This window comes from Listeria monocytogenes (assembly GCF_900187225.1).
GTDB lineage: Bacteria > Bacillota > Bacilli > Lactobacillales > Listeriaceae > Listeria > Listeria monocytogenes.
Genome location: NZ_LT906436.1, coordinates 1,533,013 through 1,551,198, shown reverse-complemented (window position 1 = coordinate 1,551,198; position 18,186 = coordinate 1,533,013). Strand labels below are relative to the sequence as shown.

The following is an 18,186-nucleotide window of genomic DNA, read 5'->3' as shown; positions in this document are numbered from 1 at the left end:
ATGAAACGGAAAATAATTGTTGGTTCTAGACGAAGCAAGTTAGCTTTAACTCAGTCTAATTGGGTGATTAATAAGCTCAAAGAAAATTATCCTGAATTCGATTTTGAGATAAAAGAAATTGTTACAAAAGGGGACCGTATTTTAGATGTAACACTTAGCAAAGTAGGCGGAAAAGGTCTATTTGTATCTGAAGTGGAGCAGGCTTTAAGTGATGAAGCGATTGATTTTGCGGTACATAGTATGAAAGATGTTCCTTCAAGTTTGAAAGAAGGGTTAATTATTGGCGCGATTCCAAAACGTGAATCTCCATTAGATTGCTTTGTTTTCAATCAAGTGAATTCTCTAGATGAGTTACCACAAGGCTCGGTCATTGGTACAAGTAGCCTCCGTAGAGCGGCACAACTTCTAAAACATCGACCTGATTTTGTGATTAAACCGATTCGAGGCAATATCGATACACGTCTTCAAAAATTACATGCAGAAAATTTTGATGCAATTATCTTAGCAAAAGCTGGGTTAGCTCGTATGGGTTGGTTAGAAAATACTACATTAAAACTAGAAGACATCCCACCAGAAGTATGTTTGCCAGCTGTTGGACAAGGTGCACTTGCTATCGAGTGTCGCGAAAGTGATCAACAAATCCGCGATATGTTAACTTCTATTCATCACGAAGAAACTGGAATTTGTGTAGAAGCAGAACGTGTTTTCTTGAAAAAATTAAACGGTGGCTGTGAAATTCCGATTGCAGGCTTTGCTACAAGAGCTAATGAATTCGTTCAGTTTAAAGGTTTAGTTGGTAATGCGGATGGTTCCATCATTCTTGAATCCGAACAAGTCGGTGCAAATCCAAGTGAAATTGGAAATAAAGTAGCAGAAGATTTGCTAAGTGAAGGTGCAGATACTATTATCAAAGAACTGAGAAATGTATGAGTAAAAAAGTTGTTTTAACAAGAGAAGCGAGTAAAAACAAACCATGGCAAACCTATTTTTCACAAAATGGTTATGAGGTGATGTCCATCCCGCTTATTAAAACACAACCTATAAAAATTAATTTGAGCCGAGAACAACAAGAAACAGACTGGCTTTTTTTAACAAGTGCTAATGCTGTAGAATATTTCTTCACGAACCAATATGAGAGATCCAATTACAAAATAGCTGTCATCGGCGAAAAAACAAAAGAAAAGTTGGCAGAATTTGGTCACGAACCAAGTTTTGTCCCATCTATCTATCAGTCAGAAGTATTTTTAGAAGAATGGTTAAACGAGAACCCAGAGAAAACAAGTATCTTACTACCACAAAGTAATTTAAGCAGAACAATAATAAAAGATACATTGATAGAAAAAGGTTATATCGTTTTTTCGATTGAGCTCTACGAAACAATTTTTCCAGAGGCTTCTAAAAAACTGTTAACCGAACAACTGAAACTAAATGAAACACAAATAATTGTTTTTGCCAGCCCATCTGCATGGAAAAACTTCTATTCCATCGCGAAATCATTCCCTGCTCAAAAAGAGAAGTGGCATATCGCATCAATTGGTAGTATTACAACAGAGGCCATTCTAGCAGATGGATGGGAAGTAAAATATCAACCAAAAACCTTCACCATGAAGCACCTAGCTGATTTGATAATACAGGAGGAATTAAAATGAAAAATCAATTTGATAGACATCGTCGTCTAAGAAAAACCAAAACAATGCGTGATTTAGTAAGAGAAACAGTTTTACATACAGATGATTTAATCTATCCGATTTTTGTTAAAGATGGCAAAGAACCAAAAACAGAAGTAGTTTCTATGCCTGGGGTTTTTCAATATCCTTTACATGAATTAGAAGAAGAAATGCGCGTAGTTGAAAGTCTTGGTATTAAAGCGGTTATTTTATTTGGCATTCCTGCCGAAAAAGACGCAGTTGGTACGCAAGCTTATCACGACCACGGAATTATTCAAGAAGCTACAAGACTTATTAAAAAAAGTTTTCCTGAAATTCTTGTGGTGGCTGACACTTGTTTATGTGAATTTACTGATCATGGACATTGTGGTGTTATTGAAAACGGTGAAATTCTCAATGACGAATCGCTTGAATTATTGAAACAAACAGCTGTCAGTCAAGCCGCAGCAGGAGCGGATATCATTGCTCCATCTAATATGATGGATGGTTTTGTTCAAGTCATTCGCGAAGGGTTAGATGAAGCTGGGTTTTATGATATCCCAATTATGTCTTATGCTGTTAAATATGCTTCTGCTTTTTACGGACCGTTCCGTGATGCTGCTGGCAGTGCACCTCAATTTGGTGATAGGAAATCTTATCAAATGGATCCTGCCAATCGTGAAGAAGCTCTTCGCGAAGCAAAGTCGGATGAACAAGAAGGCGCAGATTTTCTTATTGTAAAACCATCATTATCTTACTTAGATATCATGCGCGACGTTAAGAATAATACCAATTTACCAGTAGTTGCCTACAATGTTAGTGGTGAATATGCAATGGTAAAAGCAGCTGCGCAAAATGGTTGGATAGACGAAGAAAAAATTGTTATAGAAATGCTAACTAGTATGAAACGAGCGGGTGCAACACTTATCATTACTTATTTTGCAAAAGATGTATCTAAATACTTAAATAAATAGGAGGTAAGAAATTTGCAAAACTATTCAAAATCCGAAAAGGCCTTTAAAGAAGCCAAAAAAGTCTTACCTGGTGGTGTAAATAGCCCTGTTCGAGCATTCAATTCTGTAGATGCCTCGCCAGTTTTCATGGACCACGGAAAAGGCGCTTATATCACAGATGTTGATGGTAATGAATATATTGATTACGTGTTATCTTGGGGCCCCCTAATTTTAGGGCACGCTGATCCAGCTGTTGTTAATGCTATTACAAAAGCAGCTCTGAAAGGTACCAGTTTTGGGACACCTACTGAGATTGAAACTGAATTAGCAAAATTAGTAATTGAACGCGTGCCATCTATTGAAATCGTTCGTATGGTTTCATCAGGAACGGAAGCAACGATGAGTGCTATTCGTTTGGCTCGCGGTTATACAAAGAGAGAAAAAATCTTGAAATTTGAAGGAAGTTATCACGGACATGGAGATTCTTTATTAATTAAAGCTGGCTCAGGGGTAGCAACACTCGGATTACCGGATTCTCCAGGAGTTACAAAAGGTCTTGCGGCAGATACAATAACAGTCCCATACAATGATATTGAAGGAGCCAAACTGGCCTTTGAAAAATATGGAGAAGAAATAGCAGCTGTCATAGTTGAACCAGTCGCAGGAAATATGGGTGTCGTTCCCCCAATTGAAGGGTTTTTAGAAGGACTTCGAGAGCTTACTACAAAATTTGGTTCTTTGCTCATTTTTGATGAAGTTATGACAGGCTTTCGAGTAGATTACTATTCTGCTCAAGGCTATTATGTGGTCACGCCCGATCTTACTTGTTTAGGAAAAGTGATTGGTGGTGGTTTACCAGTTGGTGCTTATGGGGGTAAAAAAGAAATTATGGAACAGATTGCCCCTGCTGGTTCTATTTATCAAGCGGGAACTTTATCCGGAAATCCATTAGCAATGAATGCTGGCTTTGAAACGGTTCGCCAATTAACGCCGCAACACTATGATGTTTTCCGTACCCTAATTAAGCGAATGGAAGAAGGTCTTACAGAGATATCCGCTAGAAGACAAGTCCCGCTCTCGATTAATAAGGCTGGTTCGATGTTTGGCTTTTTCTTCACTGATCAAAAAGTGATTAATTTTGATACAGCAAAAACAAGTAATCTAGAATTTTTCCGAAACTATTACCGCGAAATGTTAGGTCAAGGCATTTTCTTACCACCATCTCAGTTTGAAGGTGTCTTCATTTCTACGATGCACACCGAGAACGAAATTGATAAGACCTTGGAAGCATTTGATACTACATGTAAAATACTTCGAGGCTAATTGACGAATCTTGAAACTTTTGTTAAAATTATTTCTAGTATATAGAATCAAATGCAATGAAGAGGAAGAGTAGGACATTTATTTTTCAAAAGAGAGAAAGCGGTTGGTGCAAGCTTTCAAAAATAACGTCTGAAGGTAGCCTTGGAGCAGTATTCCTGAACTTATAGTAAGGAATAACCGGTAGATTTCTCTATCGTTAACACAATGAAGTGCCTGCAATTTTTTCTGTGGGTAAAAAGGTGGTACCGCGAATAATACTCTTTTCGTCCTTTTATGAGGATGAGAAGAGTTTTTTATTTTGCCCAAAAAAGGAGGAATCATTATGACAACCGAACACAATGAAATAAATATGCCTACAAAATATGAGCCGAGTAACGTAGAAGCAGGTAAATATAAATGGTGGCTAGAAAAAGAATTTTTTAAAGCAGAAGGAAATACGGATAAAGAACCTTACAGCATTGTTATTCCACCACCAAACGTAACAGGAAAACTACATTTAGGCCATGCGTGGGATACAACTTTACAAGATATTATTACTCGAATGAAAAGAATGCAAGGGTTTGACACATTATATTTACCAGGAATGGATCATGCTGGTATCGCAACGCAAGCTAAAGTAGAAGCGAAATTAAAAGAATCTAATATTTCTCGTTATGACTTAGGACGAGAAAACTTTGTGGATAAAACTTGGGAATGGAAAGAAGAATACGCAGAGTTTATCCGTGAACAATGGGAGAAGTTAGGCCTTGGTTTAGATTACTCAAGAGAGCGATTTACACTAGATGATGGTTTATCTGATGCTGTCAAAAAAGTATTTGTAACATTATATAATAAAGGTCTTATTTATCGCGGTCAATATATAATAAACTGGGATCCAGAAGCGAAAACGGCTTTATCTGATATTGAAGTAATTCATAAAGATATTGAAGGCAGTTTCTATCATTTGAAATATCCATTAACTGATGGTTCTGGTTACCTAGAAGTAGCTACAACTCGTCCTGAAACAATACCAGGTGATACAGCTGTTGCGGTTCACCCAAAAGATGAAAGATATCAACACTTAATAGGTAAAACTATCATGCTACCGATTTTGAATAGAGAAATCCCTATTGTTGCTGATGAATATGTTGAAAGAGAGTTTGGCTCTGGTGCAGTTAAAATTACGCCTGCACATGATCCGAATGATTTTGAAGTAGGGAATCGCCATGATTTACCAAGAATTATTGTCATGCATGAAGATGGGACAATGAATGAAAATGCTGGTAAATATGATGGTCTGGACCGTTTTGTAGCTAGAAAAGAAATTATTCAAGATTTCAAAGACTTAGGTTTATTTATCAAACAAGAACCTCATTTGCATTCAGTGGGACATTCAGAGCGAACTGGAGCGGTAGTAGAACCCTATCTTTCACTACAATGGTTTGTGAAAATGGAACCTCTTGCTGCAGAAGCATTAGAACTTCAAAAAACGGAAAACAAAGTGAATTTTGTACCAGCTAGATTTGAAAAAACATATGAAACTTGGATGGATAACATTCACGATTGGTGTATTTCGCGTCAATTATGGTGGGGTCACAGAATCCCAGCTTGGTATCATAAAGAAACAGGTGAAATTTATGTTGGTGAAAAAGAACCTGAAAACCTTTCTGAATGGGAACAAGATGAAGATGTACTAGATACTTGGTTTAGTTCGGCTTTATGGCCATTTTCAACAATGGGATGGCCAGATACTGAGAGTCCAGATTTCCAACATTTCTTCCCAACTAATACTTTAGTAACTGGATACGATATTATTTTCTTTTGGGTATCTAGAATGATTTTCCAATCTGTTGAATTTACTGGTGAGAGACCTTTTAAAGATACATTGATTCATGGCTTAGTGCGTGATTCTGAAGGTCGTAAAATGTCTAAGTCACTTGGTAATGGTGTGGACCCAATTGAAGTTATTGACAAATACGGAGCAGATTCTCTTCGTTATACACTTGCAACAGGTTCATCTCCAGGTCAAGATTTGAAATTCAGCTATGAAAAAGTAGAGTCTACTTGGAATTTCATTAATAAGATTTGGAATGCATCCCGCTTTGTATTAATGAATTTAGATGGAATGAAATATAATGAAATTGATTTGTCTAATGTTACTGAAGTTAGTGATAAATGGATATTGACTAGACTTAATGAAACAATTCAAGCGGTTACCTCCTTAGGTGAAAAATATGAATTTGGTGAAGTGGGAAGAACGTTATATAACTTTATTTGGGATGATTTCTGTGATTGGTATATAGAGATCGCGAAAATACCTCTTTACGGAGAAGATGAAGTTGCAAAACAAACAACTAGATCTGTACTTGCGTATACTTTGAATGCGACTATGCGATTACTTCATCCATTCATGCCTTTTGTAACAGAAGAAATTTGGCAAAATTTACCTCACGAAGGGGAATCTATTACAATTGCTGAATGGCCAAAAGTGAATGAACAACAGATTGATACTAAATCTTCTACGGCCATGGCTACTTTAGTTGAAGTGATTCGTGCTGTCCGGAATATTCGATCAGAAGTGAATACACCTCTTAGTAAGCCAATTATTCTTGAAATTAAACCGAAAGATACTACGTATAAAGAAATTCTAGAACAAAATATTTCTTATATTGAACGTTTTTGTAACCCTGAACAAGTGACAATTTCCTTCGATGTTGAAGCATCTAAAACGGCGATGACTGCTGTAGTATCTGGAGCAGAGATTTTCATTCCTTTAGAAGCGTTAATTGATTTAAATGTAGAGATTGCTCGACTTGAAAAAGAACTAGAAAAATGGAATAAAGAAGTGGCAAGAGTTCAAGGGAAACTAAACAATGAGCGATTCATTAGCAAAGCTCCTGAGAGTGTAGTTGCAGAAGAGCGTCTAAAAGAAAAAGATTATCTAGATAAAAAAGCCTCTGTTCTTGAAAGAATTGAAACGTTAAAAGAAGTATAAAAAACGGACTGACCTTATCATGAAACCAAGTGGTAGGGTCAGTTTTAAGGTGGTTTAAATAATGACATTAAATTCGTATGAAGAAGCATTAGATTGGATTCATGGAACGCTTCGTCTAGGAATAAAGCCTGGACTAGCTCGAATGGAGTATATGATGGAAAAGCTAAATCATCCGGAAAAAGCGAATAAGTGGGTACATATTGCTGGAACAAATGGAAAAGGTTCAACACTTACTTTTGTTAGAAATGCTCTGGAAGAAGCTGGATATAAAACGGGAACATTCACTTCACCATACATTGAAGTTTTTAATGAACGAATTAGTGTTAATGGTGAACCAATTAGCGATGAAATGATTGTTTCATTAGCTAACCGAATTAAACCTATTGCAGAAGAGCTAGAAAAAACTGTTTATGGACCACCTTCAGAATTTGAAATTATTACTGCTATGATGTTTTTATGTTTTGCGGATTATGTTTCCATCGATATTGGTATTATCGAAGTTGGACTTGGCGGAAGACTGGATTCTACGAATATTCTAGTTCCACTAGTTTCTGTAATTACCACAATTGGGATGGATCACATGGAATTCCTTGGGGATACAATCGAGCAAATTGCTAGTGAAAAAGCTGGCATAATTAAGCCAGGCATACCAGTTGTTTCAGGTGCTATACAAAAAGAAGCTCAAGAAGTTATAGCTGAGATAGCAACAAAGAATAAATCTAATGTTACCCAATTGAATAAGGCTTTTTCCATGCATAATGAAAATGGAAATATAACCTATAAAACCATTTATGGAGAAGAAATAAGCAATCTTTCCATTGGACTGTTTGGTCTGCATCAATTGAATAACGCAGCGGTAGCTATTAAAGTATTACAGTACTTAAATACATTTTCTACCTTTGAAATTGATTTGGCGGCAATTAGAAAGGGCTTGGAAAAAGCATTTTGGCCAGGACGAATGGAGAAAATCATTTCAAATCCATTTATTATGTTGGATGGAGCGCATAATCCAGAAGGAATTAAAACATTCGCTCATTCCGTCCAAAAGTATCCTGGGCCTAAGAAAATAATAGTGAGTATATTAGCTGATAAAAACTATCAAGAAATGTTAGCGATGTTAAAGTCAATTCCAAATGCAGAAATAATACTAACTACTTTTGATTATCCTAGAGCTATGATGGCGGAAGAAGTAATACAAATAGGGAAAAATGAAGGTATTTCTTTGAATCCAGATTGGCAACAAGCATTAAATAATCTTTACGAAACGGAAACTAATACGAAAATCTTTATTACGGGATCGCTTTATTTCATTTCAGAAGTGCGGAAATATTTGTTGGCCTCAATACGTTAATCTTTTGAATAAATCGAGTATACTGTGAGAAATAAAAAAGAACAAATAGCTAAAAAAGGATTTTCAGAAGATAAAATATATAAAAACACCTGTTTTCCACTAATGAAAATAGGTGTTTTTGTTATGCAATAGAAGATGGAAAAGTGATTTTAGCTATGTGCAAAAAAATTTCGTCTCTGCTATTCTGTTTTTAACAACTAGGAGGTGACAGATGATTTACTTTTTATTAGCTATTTATAGTGCGGTATTTATGTCTTTCATTCAAGTCGCAGGAGAATGTTTTCCAGTGAAAAAATCATTTTTATTTCGCTTCTCGGAGTGTAATTATTGTCAAAAGAAACTTGCTTTTTATCATATCATCCCCATTTTTTCCTTTCTTTTTTTTAGAGGAAAGTCTAGATGCTGTGAAAGACCTATCCCGATAATCTACTTTTTAATGGAATTAGTAACGCCAATCTATATACTTCTATTGTACATTCAATTTTCTTTTTCATATTCGTTTCTTCTTTACTACATTATTTATTATTTTTTAGCTTTTTTCTTTATCACAGATATTTTTTATTTGTATGTCCCTAACTCAATATTAATTGTATTTTTTTGTGTACTTGCAACCATCGCCATCTTATATAATCAAACTTTGATGGATCTCATTTATTCAGGCGGAATCAGCTGTCTTTTTTATCTTCTTTTTTTTATTATCTTTCGAAAAGGAATTGGACTTGGCGATATCAAAATACTTATTATTTTAAGTACTTTTTTAGGTTTTAAAATAGGATATTATATCTTTTTTCTAGCAATTATTATGGGGACAATAATATTATTAACTGCGTTGATGTTAAAAAAAGTGAAGAAAAATAAGCAAGTTCCATTTGTTCCGTATATTTTTGTTTCCTTCCTGCTGATTAGTATTTTGATGAAATAGGAGCTGTTCTTATGTTGACACATGAAATATCAGAGAATGAAAAACCACGCGAAAAACTTCAGAATTATGGTATAGAAGCACTTTCATCTTCGGAACTGGTTGCTTTAATTATTGAAACAGGAACTAAAAATGAGTCAGTTTTGACGATAGCTAATCGAATCATCATGAAGTTCAAAAATGTGGGTGAAATGCAATATGCTTCTATAGAAGAATTTCAATTAGTTAATGGTATTGGAATAGCAAAAGCTTCTAAAATCATGGCTGCGATTGAACTAGGAAGGCGTATCAGCATCGTAACGGAGCAGGAAGAAGTGGTTGTTAGGTGTCCCGAAGATGCAGTAAAACTTGTAATGCCAGAGCTTGCTTTTCTGTTTCAAGAACATTTCCATTGCCTATTTTTAAATACCAAAAATCAAGTAATATATCGGCAAACGATTTTTGTTGGTGGTCTGAATGCTTCCATCGTTCACCCTAGAGAAGTTTTTAGATTGGCGCTCAGAAAATCAGCAGCGTCAATTATGTGCTTTCATAACCATCCATCTGGTGACCCGACTCCCTCTAGTGAAGACTTACTTGTAACAAAAAGATTAGCTGAAGCTGGCAATATTGTCGGAATTACTTTACTAGATCATATTATCATTGGCAAGAATAAGTATATTAGTTTGAAAGAAAAAGGTTACTTTTAAATCCAGAATACTGTTCACAAAATATCTACAGACAACGTTTGCTACCTTATGCTAAAGTGAGTACCAATAAAATGTAAAGGTGGCTTATTGTGCAAAATAAATGGAGAGTATATAAAGATAATATTATTGTCTTTTCACTAGTAATCGGCATGTTTGCCATTCCTGTTTTTCTTTGTCTGATTGAATTTTTTAAGTGAAAATTTATCCTTTCAAAAGTATATTCTTAGTAAATTTAATAATGCTCAAAAATAGTTTTTAAAGAAAAGTTAAAAATTTTTCCTTCTCATGAAAAATTAATGTCTCATAGTCTTACTTATGTTATAATAAGATGGTTGTTTATGTGTCTATACAGAAACATTGACACAAAGGGATAAGGTAACATTAATTTAATGGACGAATAAGGAAACTTAATGTATCCTGTAGAATATTACGAAGGAAAAGGAGAATACAGATGTTTGGATTTGGTAATAAAGATATTGGAATTGATTTAGGGACAGCGAACACACTTGTCTATATGAAGGGAAAAGGTATTGTCCTTCGTGAACCTTCCGTTGTGGCAATGAAAAAAGACACACAAGAAATAGTTGCAGTTGGTAGCGATGCTAAAAATATGATTGGTAGAACACCAGGAAATATTGTTGCAATTCGTCCAATGAAAGATGGCGTTATTGCTGATTATGATACAACAGCAGCAATGATGAAGTACTACATACAAAAAGCTGGTAAAAGTGTTAATGCAAGTAAACCACGCGTAATGATATGTGTACCTTCTGGAATTACAGGTGTAGAAAAACGCGCTGTTATTGATGCGACTCGTCAAGCAGGTGCTAAAGACGCATTTACAATTGAAGAACCGTTTGCTGCGGCTATTGGTGCTGGACTTCCAGTTGGCGAGCCTACAGGTAGTATGGTTGTAGATATTGGTGGAGGAACTACAGAAGTTGCTGTTATTTCTCTAGGTGGTATTGTAACTAGTCGCTCTGTGAGGACTGCCGGTGATGATTTAGATGAAGTTATCATTAATTACATTCGTAAAAAATATAATCTATTAATTGGTGATCGTACTGCCGAAGCAATTAAAATGGAAATTGGCTCAGCTAGTCCAAAAGGTTTGGACTTATCTCCATTTAGCATTCGAGGACGCGATTTAGTAACCGGACTTCCTAAAACTATTGAAATTACTCCAGAAGAAATTAGCGAAGCACTTGCTGATACAGTAGCAGCTATTATTGATGCTGTAAAAGGAACACTTGAAAATACGCCACCAGAATTGTCAGCTGATATTATGGATAAAGGTATTGTACTCACAGGTGGGGGAGCGCTTTTACGTAATTTAGATACAGTTATTTCTGAAGAAACAAAAATGCCTGTTATTATTGCAGATGAACCACTTGATTGTGTTGCAATTGGAACAGGGAAAGCTTTAGAAAATATGGATATGTATAAACGTAAAAAAATGAACTAAATGGACACACTCATTTATGTCATATAACAAGATGAATTAGCTTCAAAAAAATGGAAAAAGAGTACTAACGAGATGAGGTGTCGTTATGCCACAATTTTTTCTCAATAAACGTTTGATTATCTTGTTAATATCTATTATTGTTCTCGTCGCGCTAGTTGGTTTTTCTTTACGTGATCGTGAGAATGCTTCGTGGCCAGAACAATTTGTGAAAGATGTTGTTGGATTTGGCGAAAATATAGTAGCTAAGCCTACTTCATTTATCTCAGGTACAGTTGATGGAGTGGTTGATTTAAAAAACACTTATACTGAAAACCAACATCTAAAAGAACGTTTAGAAGAATTGGCACAACTTGAAAGTGAAGTTGCAGACTTGAAAAAAGAAAATAAAGATTTAAAAGAAAGTCTTGATATTACTGATAGTATTCGCGACTACGATCCACTTAATGCTTCTGTCATTTCTAGAAATCCTACTAATTGGAATGATCAAGTAGAAATCGACAAAGGGTCAAGTGATGGAGTAAAACCTGATATGGCAGTTACAACACCAAGTGGTCTTATTGGTAAAGTAACAACGACAGGCGCTAAATCAGCCACAGTTGAATTATTAACTTCATCGGATGTTAAAAACCGTGTTTCTGCTAAAGTGCAGGGCAAGGAAAATGCATTCGGGATTATCAATGGTTATGACAGTGATACTAAGTTGCTAGAATTAAAACAATTACCGTATGACATGAAATTTAAAAAAGGACAGAAAGTTGTTACTTCTGGACTCGGTGGGAAATTCCCAGCAGGTATCTTTATCGGTACAATTGAAAAAGTAGAAACTGATAAAATGGGATTATCTCAAACCGCGTTTATTAAGCCAGGTGCTGACATGTATGATCTAAACCATGTAACTGTGTTGAAGCGTTCAGCGGAAGCAGGGACGACGGATGACGATACAACTAGTTCAGACACGACTGGAGGCCAATAATCATGAATGTTAAGAAAAACATTGCACTTCCTGCAATCATGGTTGGAACCTTTATTTTAGAGGGTGTTTTTAGTCTTCAGTTTGCGAATGGTCTTTTTAATGATAGACATCTTTTTATTCCGCATTTTTTACTTATTATGTTGACGATTATGACTTGTTTTTATAAACGAAATACGACTTTAGCATATGCTTTTATTCTAGGCTTGCTGTTTGATATTTATTATACTGGCGTGATGGGCATTTATTTTGCTATCTTCCCGTTTACTGTGTATATCACAGATAAATTTATGAAAGTGTTACAAAATAATATACTTTTGGTTGGGTTAATTGCGATATTTAATATTATTCTTACAGAAAGTTTAGTATATGCGTTTTATTATTTAATCGGTACGACAACCATGTCTATCCCAGTTTTTATTGATCAGCGTTTATGGACAACCATTTTGATTAATTTAGCATTCTTTTTAGTTGTCTTTTTCCCATTCCGATTGTTTCTTGATCGTTTGGTTAAATCAGAATAACTATCGTAATTTTAACAGTTTGAAGTCGCTATTACTTGAAAAAGTATGACTGTGGAGAATATCCACAGCTTGCGATTTCAAGCTGTTTTTTCAAAAAAAGTATTTTTTTATTATCATTTAATTTGAGTTAGTGTATACTAAAGGCTAGAGTATAAATGTTGCGGGGTGAAATGGTATATGAAGAAGAATGTTCAAATTAAAGGCACAAAAGATGGCATTAGTATTTTTCTTAGTGATAAAGCAAGTATATCTGAGTTGCAACAAGAACTAACTCAATTGCTTGCAGATCAGAAACAAAACCCTTACTCTGGTGAAAAATTAGAGGTACAAGTTCAAATTGGTAACCGTCTGTTTTCAGAGGAAGAAGAACTTGAAATATCAACTATTATTCATGAGAATAGCCAAATGGAAATTAGTGCATTTTATAGTAATGTGATGTCTAAAGACGAGGCCAAAAAATGGAAAGAAAATGATCAAATTTTTTCTATGGCAACGATTATCCGTTCTGGACAAGTTGTTCAGGTTCCAGGGGATTTTTTGCTAATCGGCGATGTTAATCCTGGAGGACAAATCCGTTCAAATGGCAATGTATTTGTTCTAGGTAATATTAAAGGAATTATTCATGCTGGCTTTGAAGGCAACGAAAATGCAGTTGTAGCAGGGAAATTTCTTTATCCGTCACAAGTTAGAATTGCTGATAAGGTATATGGGTTTGATAGTGAAGATTATAAAGAGGTCACTGAAACAGATTTGTTTTCTGCATTTGTAAATGATGCAGGTGAGATAGTAATTGATGGAATACATAAGATAAGAAAAATTAGACCTGAAATTTCTAATTTTCAAGGAGGGCGTTAAACATGGGAGAAGCTATAGTCATTACTTCTGGGAAAGGTGGAGTAGGAAAAACTACTTCAACTGCTAACTTGGGAACGGCACTTGCTCTTCAAGGTAAGAAAGTGTGCTTGATTGATATGGATATCGGCCTTCGCAATTTAGATGTTGTTTTAGGTCTTGAAAATCGAATTATTTATGATTTAGTTGATGTAGTAGAAGGTCGCTGCAAAATTCATCAAGCAATGATTAAAGATAAACGTTTTGATGATTTACTTTTCTTGCTTCCAGCGGCGCAAACTACTGATAAAAATGCTGTTTCGGGTGAACAAATGGTGGATTTAATTAATCAACTCCGTCCAGACTATGATTTTATTTTAATTGATTGTCCTGCAGGAATTGAAACTGGTTATAAAAATGCCGTTGCTGGTGCAGACAAAGCAATTGTAGTTACAACGCCTGAAATATCAGCAGTTCGTGATGCAGATAGAATTATCGGTTTACTGGAAAAAGAAGATATCGAGCCACCAAAATTAATTATTAACCGTATTCGTACACAAATGATGATGAATGGTGATGTAATGGATATTGATGAAATTACCACACACTTATCGATTGAATTACTTGGTATTATCATTGATGATGATGAAGTTATTCGCTCTTCAAACAGTGGGGATCCTGTTGCTATGCTGCCAAATAACCGTGCTTCACAAGGTTATCGTAATATTGCTCGACGTATTCTTGGAGAATCTATCCCGTTAATGTCGATTGAAACAAAAAAAGCGGGATTTTTCGCTCGCTTAAAGCAACTTTTTAGTGGAAAATAAAAATTAGACCCTTTATCTTTGAGATGAAGGGTCTTTATAAAAGGTGATTGGATGAAAAAGCTAATAGTAAGCGCGGCTCCTATAGAAAAACGAGTAGTGGCAATGGAAGATGATTTGTTAATAGATATCGAAATTGTACGACCTTCTGAAAAAGTTCAAGTTGGTGATATTTATTATGGATTTATTCAAAAAATCGATCAAAAAGTGGAAGCGGCTTTTGTTGATTTAGGCAATAATAACAAAGGTTTCATCCATTTAAAAGATATTCCGGAAAGCTATGATAAAACTCAAGGTGCTAAAATTCCGGTTCAAATCGTGCGGGAAGGTAGCGTGACGAAACTCCCACTATTAACTGGCATACTGGAATTTTCTGGTGATTTGCTTATTTATTTGTATGGAAAAGAATATATTTCTGTTTCTAAAAGAATATCAGACAAAATCACATTAAAGAAAATAATGGAAACCATGGTGGAAGAAAATGAAGCGATAATTATTCGATCTAATGCAGAATTTGCAACGAAAGAGCAATTACAACAAGCTTTGGTTCAAGCGAGAGATAAATATCAAACATTAGTAAAAGAAGCTAGCAAAAGGAAAAAATCTGGCTTACTATTATCAGCGGCTTCGGGAATTTTAAATAGTACGAAACAGTTCATTCAACGATACGCACCATCGGAAGTAATTACGGATGATTTTGAGTTTGCTAAAATGCTAGAAATGATATATCCAGATAAGCAAATCATCTTAAAAAAAAGCGCTGATTTATTTGCAGACTTAGGTATTAAAGCTCAAATGGATAGACTGGCACGGCCAGTGGTTCATTTGAGTAATGGTTCTTCTTTATTTATTGAAAAAACAGAGGCGATGTGGGTTGTTGATGTGAACTCAGGTAAATTTAAAGGTACCACAGTAAAAGAAAAAACAGTAGAATCAGTAAATCTCAAAGCAGTTCCTGAAATCCTTCGACAAATTAGGTTACGTAATATGAGTGGAATGATATTAGTGGATTTTATTGGAGGAATGTCAGAAGCGGGCTACACAGAGCTGTACGCGGCGTTAGAGAGTCAAACTCGAGAAGAATACATTACAACACAAGTTGCAGCACTTTCGCAGTCAGGGTTACTACAATTGACAAGACGCAAGAAACAACAATCATTTTTAGAAACGACGACGATGCCTTGTCCAGTTTGTTATGCGACGGGTCATGTGGCTTCCAAAGAGACTCTTGCTTTCGAATTAGAACGAGAACTTTCAGGCATTATGCAAAATGAGCCAAACAGCATTCAAATTATTACGACAGAAGATGTTTTAGAGACTTTTTTAGATTTGAATACGCTAAGTAATGCGCCAATTGATTGGGAAGTGGCGGATGAAAGAGTCCCGTTTTATCAAATTGCCCGAGTGGAGAACTAAAATCAACAATTGGTTGACATAGGCTACTTGCTTATGCTATCATTTTACTGTTATGTTTGTAGCGCACCAAGCTACAACCGCACAGAGCTGGGTCAAGTATTTACTTCGTGTAAATCCCCTGTGATGGCGAGTCTTAGTATATGAGGAGGTGCAAGTATGTACGCAATTATTGAAACAGGTGGGAAACAAATCAAAGTAGAAGCAGGCCAAGAGATCTATGTTGAGAAATTAGCAGGTGAAGTTGGAGATGTTGTTACTTTTGACAAAGTTCTATTCGTAGGTGGAGATTCCGCTAAAGTTGGCGTTCCATTCGTGGAAGGCGCAACTGTAACAGCTAAAGTTGAAAAACAAGGCCGTGCGAAGAAATTGACAGTTTATAAATATAAACCGAAAAAGAACTACCACAAAAAACAAGGTCATCGTCAACCTTACACAAAATTAACTATTGATGCAATCAATGCTTAATTTGAAAGGACGAAAACAATGATTCAAGTCGATGTTATGCGAGAAGATAACCAAATAATTTCTTTTACAATGAGTGGACACGCCGATTTTGCCGAACATGGCAGTGATTTGGTATGTGCAGGAGCTTCGTCTATTGCTTTTGGAATGGTGAATGCTATTTCGGAAGTACGTGATTTTGATCCTGTAATAGAAGAGTCGGAGGGTTACCTTTACTATTCTGTGCCTGCTGATTATGTAGGGGATGACGTGGTGCAAATCTTGCTTACGGGGATGGAAAATCAACTAAGGTCATTAGCGTACAGCTATCCTGATCATATAAAAATTAACTCCAAATAGGAGGTGGAATTTCATGTTAAAATTTGATATTCAACATTTTGCGCACAAAAAGGGTGGCGGTTCGACTTCTAACGGACGTGACTCTGAATCAAAACGTTTAGGTGCAAAACGTGCGGACGGACAATTTGTTACTGGTGGATCTATCCTTTACCGTCAACGTGGTACTAAAATCTATCCAGGAACTAACGTAGGACGTGGAGGCGATGATACTTTATTCGCTAAAACTGATGGCGTTGTACGTTTCGAACGTATGGGACGCGACAAGAAAAAAGTTAGCGTTTATCCTGAAGTACAAGAAGCTTAAATACAATTTTAAAAACCGTCACTTGTGGCGGTTTTTTTGTGTTTTCATCTTTGTGAATTAATTTCTTTTAAAATTGGTTATAACTCTCGCGAATTGGGGTAAAAGTAAAGAGGCAGATGAAGATACATTGTGAAAAATAGGACAAGTCGTTTGATTGACAGCGTTTTCTTGATATGATTAAATAGACTCAAGTTAATTAACATGTCAGGAGAAGAGATGACAATCGAAACGATGCAAGGGTACTAGTGTGCCTACGTTTTGATTGTCATTCTTTTTTTGAAGTTAATTGATAATCGGAATGTAAGGGGACTAGTAAGTGTTAAAATTCCGGTGCTACAAATAAGCAAGAAGAAGGAGTTGGAAAAGATGATTGACACAAGTTTAGCAACACAATTTCTAGGTGAAGTCATTGGTACGGCTATACTAATTATTTTAGGTGCTGGTGTCGTAGCAGGTGTTTCACTGAAAAGATCCAAAGCAGAGAATGGCGGCTGGGTCGTTATTACTTTAGCTTGGGGGCTGGGTGTTACAATGGGTGTGTATGTCTCAGGGTATATGAGTATGGCCCATCTTAACCCCGCAGTAACTATCGGTATGGCACTTGCTGGTGCTTTCCCGTGGAATTACGTATTGCCATATATTCTTGCTCAGTTTATTGGGGCATTTATCGGGGCTACGCTAATTTGGTTGCATTACTATCCACACTGGAAACAAACAGAAGACAAACCAACAAAACTAGGTGTTTTTGCAACGGCGCCAGCTATTCGCCATTTTACATCTAACTTTTTTGGTGAAGCATTAGGTACTTTTATATTAGTATTTGGATTACTATCACTAGGTGCAAATTCCTTTTCAGATGGATTAAATCCACTTGTAGTCGGTGCATTAATCGTAGCTATCGGGATGTCTCTTGGTGGAACTACGGGTTATGCCATCAACCCAGCTCGTGACCTTGGACCAAGAATTGCGCATTTTGTTTGGCCGATTTCTGGCAAAGGTGGATCTGATTGGGGCTACTCATGGGTTCCAGTTATTGGACCAATCATGGGCGGTGCATTAGGTGCTTTAGGGTATAATGCCATTATTAACGGCGAACTAGGAATGTGGTTCTGGGTGTTCGCAGTATTATTTGTTTTAATTCTTATTTTAACTATGCAACTCGACAAGAAAAAAGATTTAGCATAAGCTAGAATTAT

Annotated in this window: 18 protein-coding genes and 2 other annotated features; all 18 genes read left to right on the top strand. The window is 35.9% G+C overall.

All coding sequences use genetic code 11. From position 1 onward, the window contains the following. The 18 genes from hemC (at position 1) to CKV70_RS07810 (ending at position 18,175) form a co-directional block, all read left to right on the top strand. Positions 1–930: a hydroxymethylbilane synthase gene (gene hemC, locus CKV70_RS07895; protein ID WP_003723240.1), complete on the top strand. Its 930-nt coding sequence runs from the start codon at positions 1–3 to the stop codon at positions 928–930. Next, positions 927–1,649 (top strand): uroporphyrinogen-III synthase, encoded by a 723-nt coding sequence (locus tag CKV70_RS07890; protein ID WP_003723239.1) that lies wholly within the window; start codon positions 927–929, stop codon positions 1,647–1,649. Before hemC ends, CKV70_RS07890 begins: the two co-directional genes overlap by 4 nt. Beyond that, on the top strand, positions 1,646–2,620 hold the full coding sequence (gene hemB, locus CKV70_RS07885) for a porphobilinogen synthase (RefSeq protein WP_012951648.1): 975 nt from the start codon (positions 1,646–1,648) through the stop codon (positions 2,618–2,620). The genes CKV70_RS07890 and hemB overlap by 4 nt, the downstream gene beginning before the upstream one ends. A gap of 12 nt (positions 2,621–2,632) precedes the next feature. Further along, positions 2,633–3,922: a glutamate-1-semialdehyde 2,1-aminomutase gene (gene hemL, locus CKV70_RS07880; protein WP_003723237.1), complete on the top strand. Its 1,290-nt coding sequence runs from the start codon at positions 2,633–2,635 to the stop codon at positions 3,920–3,922. Positions 3,923–3,969: 47 nt separating this feature from the next. Continuing rightward, positions 3,970–4,196 (top strand) — a binding site (T-box leader). 48 nt (positions 4,197–4,244) lie between these two features. Continuing rightward, positions 4,245–6,896 (top strand): valine--tRNA ligase, encoded by a 2,652-nt coding sequence (locus CKV70_RS07875; RefSeq protein ID WP_014600857.1) that lies wholly within the window; start codon positions 4,245–4,247, stop codon positions 6,894–6,896. A 61-nt stretch (positions 6,897–6,957) separates the two neighbouring features. Next, the gene (locus CKV70_RS07870) at positions 6,958–8,247 is read left to right on the top strand and encodes a bifunctional folylpolyglutamate synthase/dihydrofolate synthase (RefSeq protein ID WP_003732578.1); all 1,290 of its coding nucleotides are present in this window, start codon (positions 6,958–6,960) and stop codon (positions 8,245–8,247) included. Between the two features lie 211 nt (positions 8,248–8,458). Then, complete coding sequence (locus tag CKV70_RS07865; RefSeq protein ID WP_012951646.1) at positions 8,459–9,169, top strand: prepilin peptidase; 711 nt, start codon at positions 8,459–8,461, stop codon at positions 9,167–9,169. Positions 9,170–9,180: 11 nt separating this feature from the next. Continuing rightward, positions 9,181–9,855 carry a RadC family protein gene (gene radC / locus CKV70_RS07860; protein ID WP_003723232.1) on the top strand — a complete coding sequence of 225 codons (675 nt, stop codon included), beginning with the start codon at positions 9,181–9,183 and terminating at the stop codon, positions 9,853–9,855. Between the two features lie 451 nt (positions 9,856–10,306). Beyond that, entirely contained in the window at positions 10,307–11,320 is a 1,014-nt protein-coding gene (locus CKV70_RS07855) for a rod shape-determining protein (protein ID WP_003723230.1), read from the top strand. An 85-nt stretch (positions 11,321–11,405) separates the two neighbouring features. Beyond that, complete coding sequence (gene mreC / locus CKV70_RS07850) at positions 11,406–12,293, top strand: rod shape-determining protein MreC (RefSeq protein WP_003732580.1); 888 nt, start codon at positions 11,406–11,408, stop codon at positions 12,291–12,293. A gap of 2 nt (positions 12,294–12,295) precedes the next feature. Then, positions 12,296–12,814 carry a rod shape-determining protein MreD gene (gene mreD, locus CKV70_RS07845; protein WP_003723228.1) on the top strand — a complete coding sequence of 173 codons (519 nt, stop codon included), beginning with the start codon at positions 12,296–12,298 and terminating at the stop codon, positions 12,812–12,814. 177 nt (positions 12,815–12,991) lie between these two features. Then, on the top strand, positions 12,992–13,669 hold the full coding sequence (gene minC, locus CKV70_RS07840) for a septum site-determining protein MinC (RefSeq protein ID WP_003723227.1): 678 nt from the start codon (positions 12,992–12,994) through the stop codon (positions 13,667–13,669). A 2-nt stretch (positions 13,670–13,671) separates the two neighbouring features. After that, positions 13,672–14,472 (top strand): septum site-determining protein MinD, encoded by an 801-nt coding sequence (gene minD / locus CKV70_RS07835; RefSeq protein WP_003723226.1) that lies wholly within the window; start codon positions 13,672–13,674, stop codon positions 14,470–14,472. A 51-nt stretch (positions 14,473–14,523) separates the two neighbouring features. After that, a complete protein-coding gene (locus CKV70_RS07830; RefSeq protein WP_014600856.1) occupies positions 14,524–15,885 on the top strand; it encodes a ribonuclease E/G in 1,362 nt (453 codons plus the stop codon). A 65-nt stretch (positions 15,886–15,950) separates the two neighbouring features. Further along, positions 15,951–16,029, top strand: a sequence feature (ribosomal protein L21 leader region). A gap of 12 nt (positions 16,030–16,041) precedes the next feature. Then, complete coding sequence (gene rplU, locus CKV70_RS07825; protein ID WP_003726868.1) at positions 16,042–16,350, top strand: 50S ribosomal protein L21; 309 nt, start codon at positions 16,042–16,044, stop codon at positions 16,348–16,350. 18 nt (positions 16,351–16,368) lie between these two features. Next, entirely contained in the window at positions 16,369–16,686 is a 318-nt protein-coding gene (locus tag CKV70_RS07820; protein ID WP_003732583.1) for a ribosomal-processing cysteine protease Prp, read from the top strand. Positions 16,687–16,699: 13 nt separating this feature from the next. Next, positions 16,700–16,990 (top strand): 50S ribosomal protein L27, encoded by a 291-nt coding sequence (rpmA, locus tag CKV70_RS07815; protein ID WP_003726866.1) that lies wholly within the window; start codon positions 16,700–16,702, stop codon positions 16,988–16,990. A gap of 366 nt (positions 16,991–17,356) precedes the next feature. After that, positions 17,357–18,175, top strand: a complete 819-nt coding sequence (locus CKV70_RS07810; RefSeq protein WP_003727395.1) for an MIP/aquaporin family protein — start codon at positions 17,357–17,359, stop codon at positions 18,173–18,175. Positions 18,176–18,186: the final 11 nt, after the last annotated feature.

Bases quoted from the DNA above. Each gene is read 5' to 3' on its own strand.
- hemC (WP_003723240.1), top strand. From the start codon at position 1: ATGAAACGGAAAATAATTGTTGGTTCTAGACGAAGCAAGTTAGCTTTA.
- CKV70_RS07890 (WP_003723239.1), top strand. From the start codon at position 927: ATGAGTAAAAAAGTTGTTTTAACAAGAGAAGCGAGTAAAAACAAACCA.
- hemB (WP_012951648.1), top strand. From the start codon at position 1,646: ATGAAAAATCAATTTGATAGACATCGTCGTCTAAGAAAAACCAAAACA.
- CKV70_RS07875 (WP_014600857.1), top strand. From the start codon at position 4,245: ATGACAACCGAACACAATGAAATAAATATGCCTACAAAATATGAGCCG.
- CKV70_RS07870 (WP_003732578.1), top strand. From the start codon at position 6,958: ATGACATTAAATTCGTATGAAGAAGCATTAGATTGGATTCATGGAACG.
- CKV70_RS07865 (WP_012951646.1), top strand. From the start codon at position 8,459: ATGATTTACTTTTTATTAGCTATTTATAGTGCGGTATTTATGTCTTTC.
- radC (WP_003723232.1), top strand. From the start codon at position 9,181: ATGTTGACACATGAAATATCAGAGAATGAAAAACCACGCGAAAAACTT.
- CKV70_RS07855 (WP_003723230.1), top strand. From the start codon at position 10,307: ATGTTTGGATTTGGTAATAAAGATATTGGAATTGATTTAGGGACAGCG.
- mreC (WP_003732580.1), top strand. From the start codon at position 11,406: ATGCCACAATTTTTTCTCAATAAACGTTTGATTATCTTGTTAATATCT.
- mreD (WP_003723228.1), top strand. From the start codon at position 12,296: ATGAATGTTAAGAAAAACATTGCACTTCCTGCAATCATGGTTGGAACC.
- minC (WP_003723227.1), top strand. From the start codon at position 12,992: ATGAAGAAGAATGTTCAAATTAAAGGCACAAAAGATGGCATTAGTATT.
- minD (WP_003723226.1), top strand. From the start codon at position 13,672: ATGGGAGAAGCTATAGTCATTACTTCTGGGAAAGGTGGAGTAGGAAAA.
- CKV70_RS07830 (WP_014600856.1), top strand. From the start codon at position 14,524: ATGAAAAAGCTAATAGTAAGCGCGGCTCCTATAGAAAAACGAGTAGTG.
- rplU (WP_003726868.1), top strand. From the start codon at position 16,042: ATGTACGCAATTATTGAAACAGGTGGGAAACAAATCAAAGTAGAAGCA.
- CKV70_RS07820 (WP_003732583.1), top strand. From the start codon at position 16,369: ATGATTCAAGTCGATGTTATGCGAGAAGATAACCAAATAATTTCTTTT.
- rpmA (WP_003726866.1), top strand. From the start codon at position 16,700: ATGTTAAAATTTGATATTCAACATTTTGCGCACAAAAAGGGTGGCGGT.
- CKV70_RS07810 (WP_003727395.1), top strand. From the start codon at position 17,357: ATGATTGACACAAGTTTAGCAACACAATTTCTAGGTGAAGTCATTGGT.